The sequence below is a fragment of the Allorhizobium sp. DMC15 genome (assembly GCF_056314065.1).
The window spans coordinates 170,499-189,190 of sequence record NZ_JBQUZB010000002.1; the positions used below are offsets into that span (position 1 = coordinate 170,499).

Genomic DNA, 18,692 nt, shown 5'->3' on the forward strand with positions numbered 1-18,692 from the left:
GGGACGTCAATTTTTGGCGTAACCGTATTCGCCGCCGCGCGACAGCGCCCGTTGATAGGCAGGACGCGCACGGATGCGCTCGATCCAGCCTCTCAGCACGGACGTGTCCTTGCCATCGGCAATGCGCGTCAATCCAGCCTCGACGGGAAAGCTCATGGCGATGTCGGCAGCGGAAAAGTCCCGGCCAGCAAACCATCCGTCCTTGCCTACCTCGCTTATCCAGAGATCGAGATGATCGGATAGCTGGGGATCAAGCAGCTTCTTTGAAACACCCTGACTGATCATTCGGGCCACGGGCCGGATGAAGAAGGGCACCTGCCCGGGAATGCGGGAAAAGATTAGTTTCATCACCAGGAGCGGCATGGCAGAGCCTTCCGCGTAGTGCATCCAGTAGCGGTAGCGCAGCCTGTCCTCGGTCCCGACAGCCGGCCTCAGCCCCTCGCCGCCATAGGTCTCGATCAGGTATTCCATGATCGCACCGCTTTCGGCGATCACGCGGCCATTGTCCTCGATCACCGGAGACTTGCCCAGCGGATGGATGGATTTCAATTCCTTGGGCGCCAGATAGTCCTTCGTCCGATGATAGACTTTGACCTGATAGTCGAGCCCGAGCTCCTCCAGCAGCCATAGAATGCGGTGGGCGCGAGAGTTGTCGAGGTAATGCACAGTGATCATGAAGAAGCACCCCAATGGTCATGAACTGCCTATCTAGGGCCGATCTCATGTCCCGTCGACCGTGCGGGGCGAGTTTCGGTTACGCCGGCACAGATTCGCCGGTTGGCAGCACATTGTTCCACATGCCACTATCGGCCGGGGGATGAGTCATTTTTGGAGGAGACTGCAATGAAGGCAATGCGCCTGGAAGGGATCGGACAACTGTTCACGCGGGAGGTGGACAAGCCGACACCCGGCCCGGATGATCTCTTGGTTCGCGTCGAGGCATGCGGAGTCTGCGGCACCGATCGCCACCTGTTTCACGGAGAATTTCCCTCCAGGCCGCCGGTGACGCTTGGCCATGAATTCTCCGGCATCATCGAAGCCACGGGATCGCATGTGTCGGGCTTTGCCGTCGGTGATCGCATCACCGGCGACCCCAATATCGCCTGCGGCCGCTGCAGCCACTGCGTCAACGGTCGCGTCAATCTCTGCCGCAATCTGCAGGCGATCGGCATCCATCGCGATGGCGGCTTTGCGGACTATGTGCTTGTCCCGCAAAAGCAGGCTTTCCTCCTTCCCGCCAACCTCGACCCCATGCATGGCGCCTTCTGCGAACCGCTTGCCTGCTGCCTGCACGGCATCGACCTCGCCGGCATACAGGCGGGTTCGTCCGTGGTTGTTCTTGGCGGCGGTGTCATTGGTCTGCTGGCGGTTCAGCTGGCGCGGCTTGCCGGAGCGACGACGGTGATCCTCTCGACCCGCCAGGCTTCACGGCGCACCCTGGCAGAAGAGCTGGGCGCGACCGCAAGTGTCGATCCCTCTGCCGCCGACATCATCGAAACCATAACCGGCCCCAACGGGCTCGTGCCCGGTGGCGTCGATGTCGTGCTCGAATGCGCCGGTGTGGGTGAAACAGTAATCCAGGCGACGAAACTCGCCCGCCCAGGCGGGACGGCGGTCATCCTGGGTGTCATGCCGCAAGGCGAGACGATTTCCATCGAGCCTTTTGACCTGCTCTTCCGAGAGGTGAAACTCGTCACCTCCTTCCTCAACCCCTTCACCCACCGCCGGGCTGCCGATCTGATCGCCTCCGGCAAGATAGAGGTCGAGCAGCTGATATCGCGCAGGGTCTCGCTCGCCCAAGCGCCCGCTGTCGTGAGCAATCCGCCGGCAAAGGGCGAGGTCAAGGTTCTGGTGGTGCCGGGTCTTTAAACCTGACGGATGCAGCGCCCGCAGTCACACTGCGGGACGCTTGTCCTTCCAGGGGCGCGCCTGCTCCAGTTGTCCGGCGAGCGAGAAAAGGGTTTCCTCCTCCGCAAAACGCCCGACGAAATGCATGCCGATGGGCAGGCCTTCCAGCGACCAGCCTAAGGGGACCGACATGGCCGGCTGGCCCGTTACGTTGAAGACCGGCGTCCAGGGGATGAACTCGAAGGTCTCCGCCGCCAGTTGTTCGGCGATCCCGAGCTTTCGCAGCAGCCATCCGCCGCCGACATGGCCGAGAACCTTGAGAAGCGCCTTTTCCACGGACGAAGGCTGCAGCGCTCCAATCTTCACCGGCAGCGAAGACAGCACCGGCGTCATGAGCACGTCGTAGTCGCTGAAGAAGCCGAGGACCGAGCGGCTGGAAAGCTTGAGATAACGGTGTGCCGCAATCAGTTCGGCCGCCGAGAACCCGTCGCCCAGCAAGCCCATGCCGAAGGACGAGGCATCGTAGTCGCCCGGACGGATCGGCACGCCAAAAGTCTGGGCGGTGAATTCGATGTCTGCGCGAAGCTCCCCGGCGAGAGCCGTGAGAAAGGCCATGGAAAAGGCCTCGCGATCCACCGGTGGAGCCGCCTCGACGACCTCGTGGCCGAGATCGGCAAGAAGCCGCGTGGCCTCGTCGAACGCGGTCGCGACCTCTGCCGAGACTGCTTTGCCCAGCATGGGCGCTTTGGAAACGGCGATCTTGAGTCTCCCCGGCGGCCTCGAAACGGCATCGAGATAGGAGCCGTTGAACACTGGCAGCGGATGCGGCGACCCCACATCCGGCCCGTGCGTGGCGTCGAGCACAGCCGCACTGTCGCGCACGCTGCGGCTCAGCACGTGTTCGATCGCAAAGCCGGACCAGGCATCGCCGATAAAGGGACCAGCGGGCGTGCGCCCTCGCGTCGGCTTCAGCCCGAACACACCGCAGGCCGACGCCGGAATGCGGATGGAACCGCCGCCGTCGCCGCCGGAGGCAATCGGCACCATGCCGCTCGCAACCGCCGCAGCCGACCCACCGGACGAACCGCCGGGTGTCCGGCTAAGGTCCCAAGGATTGCGCGCCGCCCCCGTGGCGTTTGGCTCAGTATAGGGGGTGAGACCGAATTCGGGCGTGTTGGTTTTGCCGGCAACGACCAGCCCGGCCTTCTGCCAACGGCGAACAAGCTCGCTGTCTCCCTGCGCCGGCTGTCCAGCCCAGTACCGGTTGCCATTGCCCGTCGGAACGCCGTCGACCTGCGCCAGCAGGTCCTTGATCAGAAATGGCACGCCTGCCAATGGCCCCTCGCCCGCGCCCGAGGACACACGGCAGCGCGCCTGCTCGAAAAGCGGCCGCACGACAGCGTTGATCTTTGGATTGACCGCCTCGATCCGCGCGATTGCCGCGTCCAGAACCTCGCTCGCGGAAACCTCGCCGCGGCGGATCAGCGCCGCCAGACCGAGACCGTCGAAATCACCATACTCCTGCAACATCATCCCCCATATCGACCCCGCGATCTCGAGAGCATCGGGAGGAAACCGTGTGATGACAATAGAAAATCGCCATCAACCGTGCAGTCGAATATAAAGGAGTACTTAACCATGCGGAGCTAGATTCAGGGTGGAACCCGGTCGCGCACCGGGATGGCGGCTGTCGCCGCTACGCTTGCATCAAGGCTAATGAGGGAAAGGCCCATGCTCTTCAAATCCGCCACGAGCCGGAACATCTTTTCAACTGTCGGGCTCGGCGTCGTCACCACCATCGGAGTCGCCGCGACGCTGCTCGGACTGACCTATGGCCATATCCGCAATGCCGGGATCAACCAGATGCACATGGCTGCCTCTGAGGCAGCGGCAGAGATCGAACAGAGCCTGCGCGTCAGCCATCAAATGGTTGTGGGCATCGAAACGTCCATCATGGCCCTTCGCGCCAATGGACAAGCCGACCGGGCGACGGTGATGGCGGTGATGCAAAAGGCCCTGGAGTCCTATCCGGCGTCGATCGGCGTATCGACCGGCTGGGAGCCCGATGCCTTCGACGGCAAGGACCGGGAATTCGTCGGCAAACCCGCCCACGACCAGAGCGGGCGCTTCGTGCCCTACATCTTCCGCTCGGGCGGAGCCATCAAGACGGACGTACTGATCGACTACGACAAGCCAGGCGTGGGCGACTATTACCAACTGCCTGTGAAAACCGGCAAACCGGCCCTGCTCGAACCTTACGTCTACCCCGTGGACGGCAAGGACGTGCTGATGACCACCATCTCGCTGCCCGTCTTCGACGCCGGCAAGCCTGTCGGCTATGTCGGCGCGGACATCGACCTCGACAAGACCGCTGCCGATCTCGCCGCCAACCGACCGCTCGGTGACGGTTACGTTGCCCTTCTTTCTTCAGCCAACAGCTTCGTCAGCCATCCGGAAAAAGACGTCATGGGCAAGCCGCTGAAAGACAGCGGCGGTGACGTGGCCGGCTGGGAAGCTCTTCTCAAGGCGCCCGGCACCGTCGGCATGATCACCGACAAGGACGGGATCGAACGTTTGGCGATCGCCGTGCCGATCGAACCCTTCGAAGGCGCCATCTGGAATGTGGTCGTGGCAGTGCCCAGCACCACCGTCCTGAGCGGCCTCACGCAAACCGTGTGGGCATCCGTCCTGATCATCGCCGGTGCCACCGTCTTCCTGGTGCTGGTCGGCTGGCTCCTCGCCCGTGGCTTCATCGGCCGTATCAACCGCGTCATCGACCAGACCACCCGCATCGCCTCCGGCGATCTCAATGTCGAACTGACCGACAAAGATCGCGGCGACGAGATTGGCGACCTCTCCCGCTCGCTCGGCATCCTCTTGGAGGGCAACCGGAAAAAAGTCGAACTCGAAGAACAGGCGCAGGCCCGCTTCGAGCAGGAAGAGATCGAACGGGTCGAGCGTTCGAAGGGTCACAAGGCCCGCGAGGAGGAGATCCGCTTCGTCGTCGACGAACTTCGGGCAGGCCTCGCTCGCCTCTCCGATGGCGACATGACGGTCCGGCTCGAAAAGCCCTTCTCGCCGGCCCTGGACGAAATCCGTGGCAATTTCAACGACTCGGTTGAGAAACTGCGCGCGGCCCTCCTGTCCTTCAGCGAAAACGCAACGACCATTGCAAACGGCTCCAACGAGATCCGCGCGGCCGCCGATGATCTGGCTCGCCGCACAGAGCAGCAGGCCGCGTCCGTTGAACAGACATCAGCCGCCCTCTCCCAGATCACCCGCTCGGTCAAGGAGAGCACGGAGCGCGCCGAGGATGCGGGGCTGCAGGTCAGCCGCACCAAGGAGAGCGCGGAAAGATCCGGTGAGGTCGTCCGCTCGGCCATCGACGCCATGAGCGCCATCGAGCAGTCCTCGCAGTCGATTTCCAACATCATCGGCGTCATCGACGAGATCGCCTTCCAGACCAATCTTCTGGCGCTGAACGCAGGCGTCGAGGCGGCTCGCGCAGGCGAAGCCGGCAAGGGCTTCGCGGTCGTGGCACAGGAAGTCCGCGAACTCGCCCAGCGCTCTGCCAATGCCGCGAAGGAGATCAAGACCCTGATCACGGCCTCCGGCGAACAGGTCAAGCACGGCGTCTCGCTGGTCGACCAGACCGGCGAGGCTCTCTCGGCCATCGTCGCGGAAGTTCAGCAGATCAACACAAACGTGCATGCGATCGTTGATGCCGCCCGCGAGCAGTCCACCGGACTCCACGAGATCAACGCCGCAGTGAACATCATGGATCAGGGCACCCAGAAGAACGCCGCGATGGTCGAAGAAACCAACGCGGCCTCGCATACGCTGGTGTCGGAAGTGCAGGCGCTGTCCTCGCGTCTGGCTCAGTTCAATCTTGGCCAGGACGCAGCAATGCGCCAATCGACCACTCGTACTGTTCCGGCCGCCGGCCCGTCCCGCCCTGCGCCCATGAATTCAACCGCTCCTGTTCGTCCGGCACCGGTTGTTGCCACGACGCGCCCCGTCGCGTCACCGGCCCGGGCGCTTGCAGGAAAGATCGCCTCCGCGATGGGAGCCAAACCCGCCCCGAGCGGTGCTGAATGGGAAGAATTCTGAGCAAACTCTCGCCGACCAAGCGACGGAGATGGCGGGCTGGTCCCGCCATTTTTCGTCTCAGATGACGAGCGAGGGACCAATACGCACCGCGCTCATGCCGTGGCGTCCAAAACCAGCAGTTCCTCGAAATGGTTCATGTCGTCGAAGCAGCAGAAGGCCGGCGGTCTGAGCGCGATAACCGGCGCGCGTTGGCGGATCTCCTCGACGACTTCGTCCAGGAAAGACTGCCACGCCCAAATCGCCTCGTCCTCGAAACGCTCGGTCAGGTAGGCGAAGGTGATATGAAACGCGTATGTTTCATGGTCGGGATGACGATAGCCCAACAGGTCTGCCAACCTGTCGCGCCACGAGCGAAGCGCCGCCCGATCCTCCTCAGAGACACCCTGTAGCGTCAGCCCATTCGGCGTCGCTCCGGTGACCTCCATCTGAAACGCCGGGCCCGGCTGAAAACCAGCGAGCCGATCGAGGAAGATCGCCGTCATGTCGTCGATCGGCGTCTCGAGAGGCACGTCGTCGGGCCAATAGGGCAACTGACGTCTGTATTCAATGATACCCTGGAAGAGGGTCATGTGGAGGCTTGATTCCGCCGTGAAGGCGAGCCGTTCGCCGCCCGGCATCGCACCATAGCGTTGGCGCATGTCACGCAGAACCACCTCGGTTTCAGAGTCGGGCACGAGATGGCACACGATCGTGTTGCCGGGTTCCGGCAGAAACACACCGGAGGAATTGTAGCGGGTGTCGAGATGCGGGATCGGCTCGGGATGGAGGCTGCGGGAAAAACCGCTGAGATGCGGCGGAAGCTTGGAGAGTGTCATGAGGGCGGTCCAGTGGCAGGGCGTCTGCTCCCTAAAGGACCCAGAAGAAGAGCGTGTGACAGCGGATCGCAAATCCGCACCTTCCCTCGCCATTCCGATCCGGCCCAATTTTCCTGTCAAAGCCGGCAATTATGGGGTTGGTTTGCGCGCCGACTTTCCCTATAAGCCGCTTCTAGCCTGAAAAGACCATCTCTCTGCGCCCGGCCGGTGACCTCCCTCACCCAGGCCGGTTTTTCGCGCAGGTCAAAGAACGGATAGAGCCATGCCCAAGCGCCAAGATATCAAGTCCATCCTCATCATTGGCGCGGGGCCGATCGTCATTGGCCAGGCATGTGAATTCGACTATTCCGGCACCCAGGCCGTCAAGGCGCTGAAGGAAGAAGGCTACCGGGTCATCCTGGTCAACTCCAACCCGGCCACCATCATGACCGATCCGGGCCTCGCCGACGCGACTTATGTCGAGCCGATCACGCCTGAGGTCGTCGCCAAGATCATCGCCAAGGAGCGCCCCGATGCGCTGCTCCCGACCATGGGCGGCCAGACGGCACTCAACACTGCGCTTTCATTGAAGCGCATGGGCGTGCTCGACCGCTACAATGTCGAGATGATCGGCGCCAAGCCCGCCGCGATCGACATGGCCGAAGACCGCGCCCTCTTCCGCGAGGCCATGGCACGCATCGGGCTCGAAACACCGAAGTCGATGCTGGCAAACGCCACCGAAATCAAGGACGCCGACCGCAAGACCCATGAAGCCGCCCGCGCCGAACTGCGCGCCAAGCTCTCCGGCGCCGAACTCGACAAGGCACTCGACGAGCTGGAAAACCAGTGGAACCTCGGCGAAACCGACCGCAAGCAGCGCTACATGGCCCATGCCATGGCAATCGCCGCCCAGGCGCTCGACCATGTCGGCCTGCCCGCCATCATCCGCCCCTCCTTCACCATGGGCGGCACCGGCGGCGGCATCGCCTACAACCGCTCGGAATTCTACGAGATCATCAATTCCGGCCTCGACGCCTCGCCGACGACGGAAGTCCTGATCGAGGAAAGCGTCCTCGGCTGGAAGGAATATGAAATGGAAGTCGTCCGCGACAAGGCGGACAACTGCATCATCATCTGCTCGATCGAGAACATCGACCCGATGGGCGTGCACACCGGTGACTCGATCACCGTTGCTCCGGCGCTGACGCTGACGGACAAGGAATACCAGATCATGCGCAACGCTTCGATCGCGGTTCTGCGCGAGATCGGCGTTGAAACCGGCGGCTCGAACGTCCAGTTCGCCGTCAACCCGAAGGACGGCCGCCTCGTCGTTATCGAGATGAACCCGCGCGTCTCGCGCTCGTCGGCGCTCGCCTCGAAGGCCACCGGCTTCCCGATCGCCAAGGTCGCCGCCAAGCTCGCCGTCGGCTATACGCTGGACGAACTCGACAACGACATCACCGGCGGCGCGACGCCCGCCTCCTTCGAACCGTCGATCGACTACGTCGTCACCAAGATCCCGCGTTTTGCCTTCGAGAAATTCCCCGGCGCCGAGCCGACCCTGACCACCGCGATGAAGTCGGTCGGCGAAGTCATGGCCATCGGCCGCACCTTTGCCGAATCGCTGCAAAAGGCCCTGCGCGGCCTTGAGACCGGCCTCACCGGCCTCGACGAAATCGAGATCCCCGGCCTTGGTCAGGGCGACGACAAGAACGCCATCCGCGCCGCCATCGGCACGCCGACGCCGGACCGCCTGCGCATGGTTGCCCAGGCGCTGCGTCTCGGCATGTCGCCGGAAGAAGTGCACGAAGGCTGCAAGATCGACCCGTGGTTCATCGCCCAGTTCAAGGCGATCACCGACATGGAAGCCCGCGTACGCGAGCATGGTCTGCCGGAAGATGCCGAAAACCTGCGCGCGCTGAAGGCCATGGGCTTCTCCGATGCCCGCCTCGCCTCGCTCTCCGGCAAGCGCCCGAAGGAAGTCGCTGAACTGCGCAATGGCCTGGGCGTTCGCCCCGTCTTCAAGCGCATCGACACCTGCGCTGCCGAATTCGCCTCGCCGACCGCCTATATGTACTCGTCCTATGAGACGCCCTTCGTCGGCCAGCTCCGCTCCGAAGCCCAGGTCTCGGACCGCAAGAAGGTCGTCATCCTCGGCGGCGGCCCGAACCGCATTGGTCAGGGCATCGAGTTCGACTATTGCTGCTGCCACGCGGCCTTCGCCCTGAAGGATGCCGGCTTCGAAGCGATCATGGTGAACTGCAACCCGGAAACGGTCTCGACCGATTACGACACCTCCGACCGCCTCTATTTCGAGCCGCTGACGGCCGAAGACGTGATCGAAATCCTGCGCGCCGAGCAGGAAAAGGGTGAAGTCGTCGGCGTCATCGTCCAGTTCGGTGGCCAGACGCCGCTGAAGCTCGCCGAAGCGCTGGAAAAGAACGGCATCCCGATCCTCGGCACCGCCCCCGACATGATCGACCTCGCCGAAGACCGCGACCGCTTCCAGAAGCTCCTGATGAAGCTCGACCTGACGCAGCCAAACAACGGCATCGCCTATTCGGTCGAACAGGCCCGTCTGGTCGCCACCGAAATTGGCTTCCCGCTGGTCGTTCGCCCGTCCTACGTGCTCGGCGGCCGCGCCATGCAGATCATCCATTCGGAAGGCCAGCTGCAGTCCTACCTGCTCGACACCGTTCCGGGTCTGGTCCCCGAGGACATCAAGCAGCGCTATCCGAACGACAAGACCGGCCAGATCAACACCCTGCTGGGCAAGAACCCGCTGCTGTTCGACAGCTACCTCACCAATGCCATCGAAGTCGACGTCGATGCGCTTTGCGATGGCGAAACCGTCTTCGTCTCGGGCATCATGGAGCATATCGAGGAAGCCGGCATCCACTCGGGTGACTCGGCCTGCTCGCTGCCTTCGCGTTCGCTGTCCAAGGACATGCTGGACGAACTGGAACGCCAGACGGCCGCCATGGCCAAGGCGCTCAATGTCGGCGGCCTGATGAACGTCCAGTACGCCATCAAGGACGACGTGATTTACGTGCTCGAAGTCAACCCGCGCGCCTCGCGCACGGTGCCTTTCGTCGCCAAGACCATCGGCGCGCCGATTGCCAAGATCGCCGCCCGCGTCATGACCGGCGAGAAGCTCGACCAGGCGATCGCCGCCTATGGCAAGAAGCCAGACCCGCGCAACCTGAACCACATCGCGGTCAAGGAAGCTGTCTTCCCGTTCGCGCGCTTCCCCGGCGTCGATACGCTGCTCGGCCCGGAAATGCGCTCGACCGGCGAAGTCATGGGCCTCGACACCGATTTCGCGCTGGCCTTCGCCAAGAGCCAGCTCGGCGCCAATGTCGAGTTGCCGCGCGACGGGACGGTCTTCGTCTCCGTCCGTGACGAAGACAAGGCCCGCGTCCTGCCGGCCATCCTGATCCTGACCGAGATCGGCTTCAAGGTCATGGCAACCGGCGGCACCCAGCGCTTCCTCGCCGAAAACGATATCCCGGCGATCAAGATCAACAAGGTGCTGGAAGGCCGTCCGCATATCGAAGACGCCATCCGCAACCGTCAGGTCCAGCTGGTCATCAACACGACCGACGGCAACAAGGCGATCTCGGATTCGAAGTCGCTCCGCCGTGCTGCCCTGATGCAGAAGGTGCCCTATTACACCACCATGGCCGGCGCCCTCGCCGCCGCAGAAGCCATCCGGGCGCTGAAGGGCGGCCAGCTCGAGGTTCGCCCGCTTCAGAGCTACTTCTGAGTAATGTTAGGGGCGCGCGAGCGCCCTTAACTTCCTCGGGCGCGGCATCACACGGTTCTCTCGTCGCTGAACCTTGCGGTCTCCTTGATGTTCCATTCTGCCTGGAACAAGGGACGTTGTTCGTCCACAAGCACAAGGCCCTCAGAAGTCTTGGTGCGCGTGGGGATACCCGCCCTGTCAATGGCGCCTTCGAGTGTCATCGCAAGATCACGGGCGAAAACAGGGTTACCGATATACCAAGAATGGGTCCACGATGCCCCCGACCATCCTGGCTGCGGTGGCAGTGATTTAAAATAGGTACTGCAATTTACGTCAATTGCCTTGCGCGGAGCATCGGTCGGCAGCCCAACTCGACCCGCGCGAGGTGCTGCGCCGAGACGTTTAGCGTTAGACACCGCAAGCGCGGCATCAAAGTGACTGAAATAGTTTGTCAATCGCATGATGCGCCTGAACATGGGCGCGCTCCAATCGCTCTTTTGAGAGAGGCTATCGGAAGAGACGTCACCCGCGATGAAAGCGACCTGACCGATACGCCAGTCTTCCTTGAAGAGCTTACCGAATTTCTCTGCCTGAACGAAAGCTTCCATCGTCACGTAGCAGCCTGCTGAGTGCGCCAGTACGTGTACGTTGGTTTGGCAGCCATTTATCTGACCCTGACTGAGCAGCCGGATACCTTTGGTGACCATCTCTCCTGCAACAGCCGCACCGTCCTGCCGGTCCTCAATGTAGTTCAACACTTGGTTCGCGCTCGGCCAATCAAAAGCGATTACTTCCCCGCGCCATCCTTCAGTTCGCAGGCTATTTCGCAATTGCCGCGTGCGCTCGATGACGACAGACATTGAGTTGTTATAACCGTGGACGAAGATCAATACGTCCCCGGTCGGGCTGATTGAGTTGGGATTCTCATCTCCGTCGGCCAACCCCTGAAGTTCTGCAGCCCAAACCGCTGGACTTGAAACCACGTCTGCGGCGCCGTAACTCGTGCGATCACGACTGATTTTGATAAATCGCAGTGGCCCTGGTTCGCTGGTGAACTCGCCGCTCCGAAGCCGTCTCGCTGTCATCAAGTAATCATATGACATGCCCCATCCCCCACTCGTCCAGCTGCTTACTCGCCTTATAATTGCATAAACATGGAAAAACACAATCCGCAACCGGGCTTCAGCCTCAGAAGACAAAGCAGCGGACAGCAAGCGAACTTGACTCCCCCAAAATTCTACTTTATTTAACTTATAGGTTAATTACGTGACCAAATAGTCATGAGCACCGATCCGCTATCGATCACCCTGTTCGCCCTCGCCGACCCGACGCGCCGCGCCATCCTCGCACGCCTGTCCACGGGCGAAGCGACTGTCAATGAACTGGCCGAACCCTTCGCCATGAGCCTGCCTGCAGTCTCCAAGCATTTGAAGGTCCTGGAGCGGGCCAAGCTCATTTCCCGCAGCCGCAGCGCCCAATGGCGCCCCTGCCGGCTGGAACCCGCCCCGCTGAAGGCGGTCGACAGCTGGGTCGGCGACTATCGCAAGCTCTGGGAACAGCGACTGGACCGCCTCGAAGACTATCTCGCAACACTGCAATCGACCTCTGGGGGCAAGGGAGAGACGCCATGACCGACAAGCTCGAAATCCTCAACGACCGCCTCTTTCCCGTCGACGCCGACACCCTGTTCGACGCCTTCTCCGATCCTGCCAAACTGGGGGCATGGTGGGGACCGCACGGCTTCACCAACCGCATCGACGCCTTCGATTTTCGCACGGGCGGCGACTGGTATGTGACCATGACCGCGTCGGACGGCACGGATTTTGCCAATCGCTGGACCTTTTTGGACATCGAGGCACCGAAGCGGATCACCGCGCTTCACCACGAGCCGATGCACGTCTTCACGCTGGAGATGTCCTTTGAACCCGAAGCGAGTGGCACGAGGCTCGCCTGGCGCATGTTGTTCGAGCCAACCGACGAAAACCAAGAACTTGCAAAATTCATCCGAGCCGCCAACGAACAGAACTTCGACCGCCTCGCGCAGGTCCTGGCAAACGGAGATCCGTGACATGACGGCAGCACTTGATCCGGCCCGCATCCTGGAGGTCGACCGCCTCGTCGCCGCTCCCATTGACCTTGTCTTTGAAATGTTCACCGAGCCACGTCACATCGACAAGTGGTGGGGTCCGGATGGTTTCCGCAACGAGACCCACGAGATGGATTTCTCCGTCGGCGGTCTCTGGCGCTACACGATGCACGGACCGGATGGCAAGGACTGGCCGAACTGGATCCGCTATCAGGACATCACGCCGCCCACGCGCATTGCCTATGAACACGGCGGCGAGATGGGCGAAGTCGCGCATTTCGATGGCGTGATCACGCTTCAGCCGGAGGGAGAAAGCACCCGCGTAACCATAACGCTGGTTTTCCCGACAGCGGAAGCCCGCGATGCGACACTCAAGTTCGGCGCGGTCGAAGGTGGTCGGCAGACGCTGGCGCGCCTGGATGGCTACGTCTCGGATCGCAAGGTTTGACGACACTTGATCGTCGCCGCCATCCGCCACGATGACATCACGTGCGCAAACATGTTCCATCAATAATTGATATTTGCCTGAATCGTCACGTCACGGCACTGTGCCGCCGGTTGTTGGGGGAGGCTTGCATGACCGCTGAGATCGAGAATCCGGCCGAAAAGGCGACGCGTCGGGAATGGATCGGCCTTTTGATCCTTTCCATCGCCTGCCTGATCTATTCCATGGACCTATCGGTTCTGTTTCTCGCCATGCCCGCGATTGTCGCCGATCTCGATCCGTCCGCTACCCAGCTTCTGTGGATCAACGACATCTACGGCTTCATGGTCGCCGGGTTTCTGGTGACCATGGGCACCCTGGGAGACCGCATCGGCCGTCGCAAGGTGCTGCTGATTGGCGCTGCCTTTTTCGGTCTGGCCTCTCTCTTTGCGGCCTTCGCCCACACGGCAGACATGCTGATCCTCGCTCGTGCCCTGCTCGGCATCGCCGGAGCCACGATCGCGCCTTCGACGCTGTCGCTCGTCGTCAACCTTTTCCGCAATGAGAGTGAGCGCACCCGGGCGATCAGCATCTGGGGGACGGCGTTCGCGCTTGGCGGGCTCATTGGCCCGCTGATCGGCGGGGTGCTCCTACAGTATTTCCACTGGGGCTCGGTTTTCCTGATCAATGTCCCGATCATGGCCGCTCTCCTCGCAAGCGCGCCCTTTCTCTTGCCGGAATACAGGGATGAGAATGCCGGCCGCCTGGATCTCCTGAGTGTCGCGCTGTCGCTGCTGACCGTGCTGCCCATCGTCTACGGCTTCAAAAAGATGGCGGCCGAAGGCTTCGAACCGGTACAACTCGTGCCCATACTTGTCGGCGTCGCCATCGGCACCGTCTTCGTCAGACGCCAGAAGCAGCTCGAACACCCGATGATCGATCTTGCCCTGTTCAAAATTCCGGCCTTCACCGCCTCGCTAATGGTCAATCTCGCCGGCGTCTTCTTCATCTTCGGCATTTTCCTGTTCCAGAACCTCTTCCTGCAACTGGTGATCGGCCTGACACCGCTGAAGGCCGCCCTCTGGTCGGTCCCCTCCTCGCTCGTCTTCACCGTGATGTCCTTCCAGGCCTGGCGCGTGACGAACCGTCTTGGTCCCGTTCGGACGGTCCTCCTTGGACTGGTCGTCAATGCGCTCGGCACCGGCCTGATGGCGATCGCCGCCTGGAACGAGAGCCTCATCGGCGTGCTCGGCGCCAGCATGGTCATGGGCCTCGGCTTCGTGCCGGTGATCCTGACGACCACAGGCCTCATCGTCGGCACGGCGCCGCCCGAACGGGCCGGCTCGGCCTCGGCCATCTCCGAAACGAGCGCCGAATTCGGCGGTGCGCTGGGCGTCGCGGTCCTCGGCAGCCTCGGCACGCTCTTCTACAGGTTCGGCATGCAGGACGCAGACCTGACGGACCTCTCTGCCGCCGACCAGACCTCGGTCACCTCGGCACTCGGCACGGCCCTCGAAGTCGCCCGCAACACCGGGCACGAAGCAGCCCCTTGGCTCGCCATGGCAAAGGCGAGCTACGCCTCGGGCTTCGCCCTCTGTTGCGCGCTGGCCACCATCACCCTGCTGCTGCTCGCCGCCATCGCCGCGCGTGTTTATGCCCGCACGGAAATCGATCTTGACGCAGCAGCCGGAAGCCACGACCATTGATTGTATGAAATCAGTCGTCAGGCTTTTGCTCCGAGCACTCTTGGTGCTCGGAATCGTGTTGGTCACTGTCCCCGCGGGGTTCCGTCTGTGGTCGGTCTTTCGAGAGACGACCCCTTACCTTTCGGGTGAATCGGTCACTGCCAGCGTGGTCGCCCGAGATACCCGCCTCGCCTACCGGGAATGGGGCGACCGCAATGACCCGCCGGTCATGCTGATTCATGGCACACTCGCCTGGTCGCAGACCTGGCAGGTCATTGCGCCGCAAATCGCATCAGCCGGGTTCCGCGTCATCGCCCCGGACCTTCCCCCGTTCGGCTATTCGCAACGCCCGTCCAATGCCAATTACGGGCGCAAAGCCCAGGCCGATCGCATCCTCGCTTTCGCCGATGCACTGGAACTGCAGCGTTTCGATCTGGTGGGCCATTCCTTTGGCGGCGGCGCAACGGTCGAAACCGCATTACGGTCACCGGATCGCATTAACGGGCTGGTATTGCTGGACGTGGCCATGGCCTGGAAAAATCTCACCGGTGGCGGCCCGACGGTCTCGTTGCTTTCACGCGTTCGGCCCATCCAGACCGCGCTCATGGCCACCACCTTTACCAACCCGCTGATGATCGGGCCGGGTCTCCGCGACTTCATTGCCGACGACTCGCTGGTCACCGATGATCGTGTCGAACTCTATCGCAGGCCGCTCGCCGTGGAAGGCACGAGCGCCGCGGTGGGCGATTGGCTCCAGTCGGGCCTGCTTGGAAACGAAACCACGTCTCTTGCGGCGGACATCACCCGTTATCCCGGATTTGCCCCGCCCGTTCTGATCATCTGGGGCGAAGAGGATACGGTCACGCCCCTCGACCAGGCAACGCATCTTCAATCCTTGTTCGCCGACGCTCAGCTTTCCGTGCTGCCGAACGTCAACCACATTCCCCATGTGGAAGCGCCCGGCCAGGTGGCGCAGCTCATCATAGACTTCCTGCACAGCGATCGCCGCACCCGTGTCACCGACCCCGAGACGGGCCTTCGCCCTGCTCTGGGCCCCTGACCTTCTGCAGCGTATCGAACAACCGTTTCACACCGCCAAGGTCTGACCGGAACGCCGCCAGGCTGCGCGCCTTCAGATCCGGATCCGGCATCCGGAGGATCGCCGACGGATGCGTCGTCACAAGCAGCATGCGGTTGTCCTGCATGGGGATCGGCATGCCGCGCACTTCGGCGATCGGCCGGCTCTCACCGGTTAGAGACAGATAAGCGGTCGCGCCGAGCGCCACGACGATGCGCGGCCGGATGATCTCAATCTCCTTCGAGATCCACCAGCGACAATGCGCCACCTCGCCGGCATCCGGGCGCATGTGAATGCGCCGCTTGCCGCGCCGCTCGTATTTGAAATGTTTGACCGCGTTGGTGACGTAAACCTGCGACCGGTCGATCCCCGCGGCCCCAACAGCCTCGTCGAAGACCTGCCCCGCCGGGCCGATGAACGGCCGCCCCGCGAGATCTTCGGTGTCGCCGGGCTGCTCCCCGACGAACATGATCTCGGCATCATCAGGTCCCTCGCCGAATACCGTCTGCGTCGCATGGCAATGCAGCGGACAGCGCGTGCAACCGGCCGCCTCATGCCGAAGCCGTTCAAGCGGCGGAAGGTCCGGATCACTTTTCTCTTCGCGACCGCGCCACTGCGCCTGCAGCCGCTCGTGGAAGGCCGGCGGCTGGCTTGCCTCGCGCGCGGCCATCTCCTGCACCCGCCGCTCGGCCCCCGCAATCAAATCCGGAATGAGCGAGGCCTCCGGCATGTTCTTCCAGTATTTCTTCGGCATCTCCGACTGCATCGCCCGGATCTTCACCCGCGCCGGATTGAAGATGTTGGAAAAATAGGTCCGCCACAGCTCGTCGGTCTCGTCTTCTGCTTCGGGCCGCGCCGCCGGCTCACGCGAGGTTTTGAGCTCCTGGCCATTCCAGGCGGCCGAGCCCTTGGGCGTCGCGATCAGCCAGTCCATTTCGGTGAAGCGCCGCTGGAAGAAGCCGGCGGTGCGCGCGACGATGAAATGCTCCGGCTCGAACCAGGCAACGAAGCGCCGACGTTTTGCCTGGACAGCGTCCACCTCGCGGAACCGCACGAAGGCCTTCATCTTGTGGCTGTCGCGCCGGACATTCTTGATCAGACGGAAAAGATCGGCGACGTCAGTGTCCGATCGCACCTGCAGTAGGCTGCGCTCCGCCTGCAGCCTCCAAAGAATACGGTAGAGCAGCGCAAAACGGTCCGGGTCGGAATGGCAGATCGCAGCTTCCGCAGCCTCGATAAAGCCCTTGGGCACTGAGATGTCGAGAGTTTGCGTACGAGGCATCGGGGCCTCTGTCTGAGTGCAGAACAGATCAGCACCCTCTCCTGAAAGCTGCCAGCGAACCTGCTCCGGCCGAACGCCAGCGGCCAGCAGGCCACGCGCGGCATCGCGCCACTCATCGAACGCCCCTCGCCCCTCCAGCGTGACGGTCCGCATCAGAACAGCGACAGCTGCTCGGCCGCCGGCGCAAAGACTGCCCGGAGATCCGAGCGGTCCAGGCTGCGATTGGGCGACCAGCCCTCGGCGACGATAAAGGCGCGCACCTTCTTGAGCGACACGCCGAGACGCGTCAGATCCTCCAGCCGTACGCGCCGATGACGGCGGGCCGACAGGAGCCCGTTGACGGTCTTCGTGCCAAAGCCCGGCACGCGCAACAAGGTCTCGCGATCCGCCTTGTTGACGTCGACCGGGAAGCGGTCGCGATTGGCGAGCGCCCAGGCCAGCTTCGGATCGAGCTCCAGATCGAGCATGCCGTCCTGTCCGATCGAGGCGATCTCCTCCACCGAGAAGCCATAGAAGCGGTAGAGCCAGTCCGCCTGATAGAGCCGGTGCTCGCGCATCAGCGGCGGCTTGATCAGCGGCAGATTGCGCGAACTGTCCGGGATCGGGCTGAAGGCCGAGTAGTAGACGCGCTTCAGCCCGTAGCTGCTATAGAGCCGCGCGCTGGAGCCGAGGATCGTCGCGTCGCTCGCCCCGTCGGCGCCGACGATCATCTGCGTGCTCTGTCCGCCGGGCACGAACTTCTTGCGCCGTCCGGTGAGCGTCGGCTCGCGCGCCTCATCGATCTTGAGCCTCAAATCCGCCATCGAGCGGCGAATATTGACCGGCCGTTTCTCCGGCGCATAGCGCTCCAGCCCGTGGTCGGTCGGCAGCTCGATGTTGATCGACAGGCGGTCGGCATAAAGCCCCGCCTCCTCCACCAGATGCGCGGATGCCTCAGGGATCGTCTTCAGGTGAATATAGCCGCGAAAATCATGCTTGGTCCTGAGATCTCGGGCAATCTTGACCATCTCGGCCATGGTATCATCCGAAGACTTGATGATCCCGGAAGAGAGAAACAGACCCTCGATGTAATTGCGCCGGTAGAATTCGATCGTCAGCCAGACGACCTCGTCCGGCGTGAAGCGGGCCCGCTCGACATTGCTCGAGGAACGGTTGATGCAATAGGCGCAGTCATAGATGCAGAAATTGGTGAGCAGGATCTTCAGCAGCGAGATGCAGCGGCCATCCGGCGCATAGGCGTGACAGATCCCTGACCCTTCGGTCGAACCCAGCCCGCCGGAGGCAGACGAGTCCCTTTTCGTCGTCCCGCTCGAAGCGCAGGAGGCATCGTATTTGGCCGCATCGGAAAGGATGGCAAGACGTTCCTTAAGAGACTTCTTCATATGAATGTTCTCTATACGTTCTACTCACCCGCGTCAACGACATCCCCTGCGGCATTGAGTCCGAGCGACTGATCACGCCTCTGTTTTTACTCGATCTTTCGGCGCCACCAGGGGCAACTTCGAACGTTTTGTCGAAAACTCTGGCATTTGCCGGAAGCAATCTGCTATAGTGATTGCAACTTGATTTGTGACATGGTTCCGCAGCTTCGCTACGGAACCTGTTTTCTTTTGTGCCCGCGCCTGCGGCCGAAGAGACGA

14 protein-coding genes are annotated in these 18,692 nt (G+C 62.4%); 8 read left to right on the plus strand and 6 right to left on the minus strand.

Translation table 11 applies throughout. The features are described from left to right. Positions 1-6 precede the first annotated feature (6 nt). On the minus strand, positions 7-675 hold the full coding sequence (locus ACT53S_RS09360; protein ID WP_476066769.1) for a glutathione S-transferase family protein: 669 nt from the start codon (positions 673-675) through the stop codon (positions 7-9). 168 nt (positions 676-843) lie between these two features. Here ACT53S_RS09360 and ACT53S_RS09365 point away from each other — a divergent pair, with 168 nt between their 5' ends. Continuing rightward, positions 844-1,869, plus strand: a complete 1,026-nt coding sequence (locus ACT53S_RS09365) for a zinc-dependent alcohol dehydrogenase family protein (RefSeq protein WP_476066770.1) — start codon at positions 844-846, stop codon at positions 1,867-1,869. Positions 1,870-1,893: 24 nt separating this feature from the next. Here ACT53S_RS09365 and ACT53S_RS09370 read toward each other — a convergent pair whose 3' ends face one another. Beyond that, positions 1,894-3,381 carry an amidase gene (locus tag ACT53S_RS09370; RefSeq protein WP_476066771.1) on the minus strand — a complete coding sequence of 496 codons (1,488 nt, stop codon included), beginning with the start codon at positions 3,379-3,381 and terminating at the stop codon, positions 1,894-1,896. A 198-nt stretch (positions 3,382-3,579) separates the two neighbouring features. Here ACT53S_RS09370 and ACT53S_RS09375 point away from each other — a divergent pair, with 198 nt between their 5' ends. Next, positions 3,580-5,958 carry a methyl-accepting chemotaxis protein gene (locus ACT53S_RS09375; RefSeq protein WP_476066772.1) on the plus strand — a complete coding sequence of 793 codons (2,379 nt, stop codon included), beginning with the start codon at positions 3,580-3,582 and terminating at the stop codon, positions 5,956-5,958. A 92-nt stretch (positions 5,959-6,050) separates the two neighbouring features. Here ACT53S_RS09375 and ACT53S_RS09380 read toward each other — a convergent pair whose 3' ends face one another. Next, a complete protein-coding gene (locus tag ACT53S_RS09380) occupies positions 6,051-6,773 on the minus strand; it encodes a DUF1868 domain-containing protein (RefSeq protein ID WP_476066773.1) in 723 nt (240 codons plus the stop codon). A gap of 262 nt (positions 6,774-7,035) precedes the next feature. Here ACT53S_RS09380 and carB point away from each other — a divergent pair, with 262 nt between their 5' ends. After that, entirely contained in the window at positions 7,036-10,518 is a 3,483-nt protein-coding gene (carB, locus tag ACT53S_RS09385) for a carbamoyl-phosphate synthase large subunit (RefSeq protein WP_476066774.1), read from the plus strand. A gap of 47 nt (positions 10,519-10,565) precedes the next feature. Here the strand turns inward: carB and ACT53S_RS09390 are convergent, their stop codons facing one another. Continuing rightward, entirely contained in the window at positions 10,566-11,600 is a 1,035-nt protein-coding gene (locus tag ACT53S_RS09390; RefSeq protein WP_476066775.1) for an alpha/beta hydrolase, read from the minus strand. A gap of 177 nt (positions 11,601-11,777) precedes the next feature. On the opposite strand from ACT53S_RS09390, the gene ACT53S_RS09395 reads away from it, so the two are divergent. The 5 genes from ACT53S_RS09395 to ACT53S_RS09415 all read left to right on the plus strand — a co-directional run bounded on the left by ACT53S_RS09395 (position 11,778) and on the right by ACT53S_RS09415 (position 15,752). Next, complete coding sequence (locus ACT53S_RS09395; RefSeq protein WP_476066776.1) at positions 11,778-12,128, plus strand: ArsR/SmtB family transcription factor; 351 nt, start codon at positions 11,778-11,780, stop codon at positions 12,126-12,128. Continuing rightward, positions 12,125-12,565: an SRPBCC domain-containing protein gene (locus ACT53S_RS09400; protein WP_476066777.1), complete on the plus strand. Its 441-nt coding sequence runs from the start codon at positions 12,125-12,127 to the stop codon at positions 12,563-12,565. The genes ACT53S_RS09395 and ACT53S_RS09400 overlap by 4 nt, the downstream gene beginning before the upstream one ends. Position 12,566: 1 nt before the next feature. Beyond that, complete coding sequence (locus ACT53S_RS09405) at positions 12,567-13,031, plus strand: SRPBCC family protein (protein WP_142067940.1); 465 nt, start codon at positions 12,567-12,569, stop codon at positions 13,029-13,031. Positions 13,032-13,159: 128 nt separating this feature from the next. After that, positions 13,160-14,713 (plus strand): MFS transporter, encoded by a 1,554-nt coding sequence (locus tag ACT53S_RS09410; RefSeq protein WP_476066778.1) that lies wholly within the window; start codon positions 13,160-13,162, stop codon positions 14,711-14,713. A gap of 58 nt (positions 14,714-14,771) precedes the next feature. Continuing rightward, positions 14,772-15,752, plus strand: coding sequence for an alpha/beta fold hydrolase (locus ACT53S_RS09415; protein ID WP_476066779.1), 981 nt, complete (start codon positions 14,772-14,774; stop codon positions 15,750-15,752). On the opposite strand, the gene ACT53S_RS09420 is transcribed toward ACT53S_RS09415, so the two are convergent. Together ACT53S_RS09420 and ACT53S_RS09425 are read right to left on the minus strand one after the other, a co-directional pair. Beyond that, a complete protein-coding gene (locus ACT53S_RS09420; RefSeq protein ID WP_476066780.1) occupies positions 15,709-17,205 on the minus strand; it encodes a UdgX family uracil-DNA binding protein in 1,497 nt (498 codons plus the stop codon). The two genes, ACT53S_RS09415 and ACT53S_RS09420, sit on opposite strands and share 44 nt — an antisense overlap. Then, the gene (locus ACT53S_RS09425; protein ID WP_476066781.1) at positions 17,205-18,434 is read right to left on the minus strand and encodes a putative DNA modification/repair radical SAM protein; all 1,230 of its coding nucleotides are present in this window, start codon (positions 18,432-18,434) and stop codon (positions 17,205-17,207) included. The genes ACT53S_RS09420 and ACT53S_RS09425 overlap by 1 nt, the downstream gene beginning before the upstream one ends. Positions 18,435-18,692 lie beyond the last annotated feature (258 nt).

Coding starts and splice junctions, on each gene's coding strand:
- ACT53S_RS09410 (WP_476066778.1), top strand. CDS start 13,160: ATGACCGCTGAGATCGAGAATCCGGCCGAAAAGGCGACGCGTCGGGAA.
- ACT53S_RS09425 (WP_476066781.1), bottom strand. CDS start 18,434: ATGAAGAAGTCTCTTAAGGAACGTCTTGCCATCCTTTCCGATGCGGCC.
- ACT53S_RS09400 (WP_476066777.1), top strand. CDS start 12,125: ATGACCGACAAGCTCGAAATCCTCAACGACCGCCTCTTTCCCGTCGAC.
- carB (WP_476066774.1), top strand. CDS start 7,036: ATGCCCAAGCGCCAAGATATCAAGTCCATCCTCATCATTGGCGCGGGG.
- ACT53S_RS09370 (WP_476066771.1), bottom strand. CDS start 3,381: ATGATGTTGCAGGAGTATGGTGATTTCGACGGTCTCGGTCTGGCGGCG.
- ACT53S_RS09390 (WP_476066775.1), bottom strand. CDS start 11,600: ATGTCATATGATTACTTGATGACAGCGAGACGGCTTCGGAGCGGCGAG.
- ACT53S_RS09405 (WP_142067940.1), top strand. CDS start 12,567: ATGACGGCAGCACTTGATCCGGCCCGCATCCTGGAGGTCGACCGCCTC.
- ACT53S_RS09360 (WP_476066769.1), bottom strand. CDS start 675: ATGATCACTGTGCATTACCTCGACAACTCTCGCGCCCACCGCATTCTA.
- ACT53S_RS09395 (WP_476066776.1), top strand. CDS start 11,778: ATGAGCACCGATCCGCTATCGATCACCCTGTTCGCCCTCGCCGACCCG.
- ACT53S_RS09365 (WP_476066770.1), top strand. CDS start 844: ATGAAGGCAATGCGCCTGGAAGGGATCGGACAACTGTTCACGCGGGAG.
- ACT53S_RS09375 (WP_476066772.1), top strand. CDS start 3,580: ATGCTCTTCAAATCCGCCACGAGCCGGAACATCTTTTCAACTGTCGGG.
- ACT53S_RS09380 (WP_476066773.1), bottom strand. CDS start 6,773: ATGACACTCTCCAAGCTTCCGCCGCATCTCAGCGGTTTTTCCCGCAGC.
- ACT53S_RS09420 (WP_476066780.1), bottom strand. CDS start 17,205: ATGCGGACCGTCACGCTGGAGGGGCGAGGGGCGTTCGATGAGTGGCGC.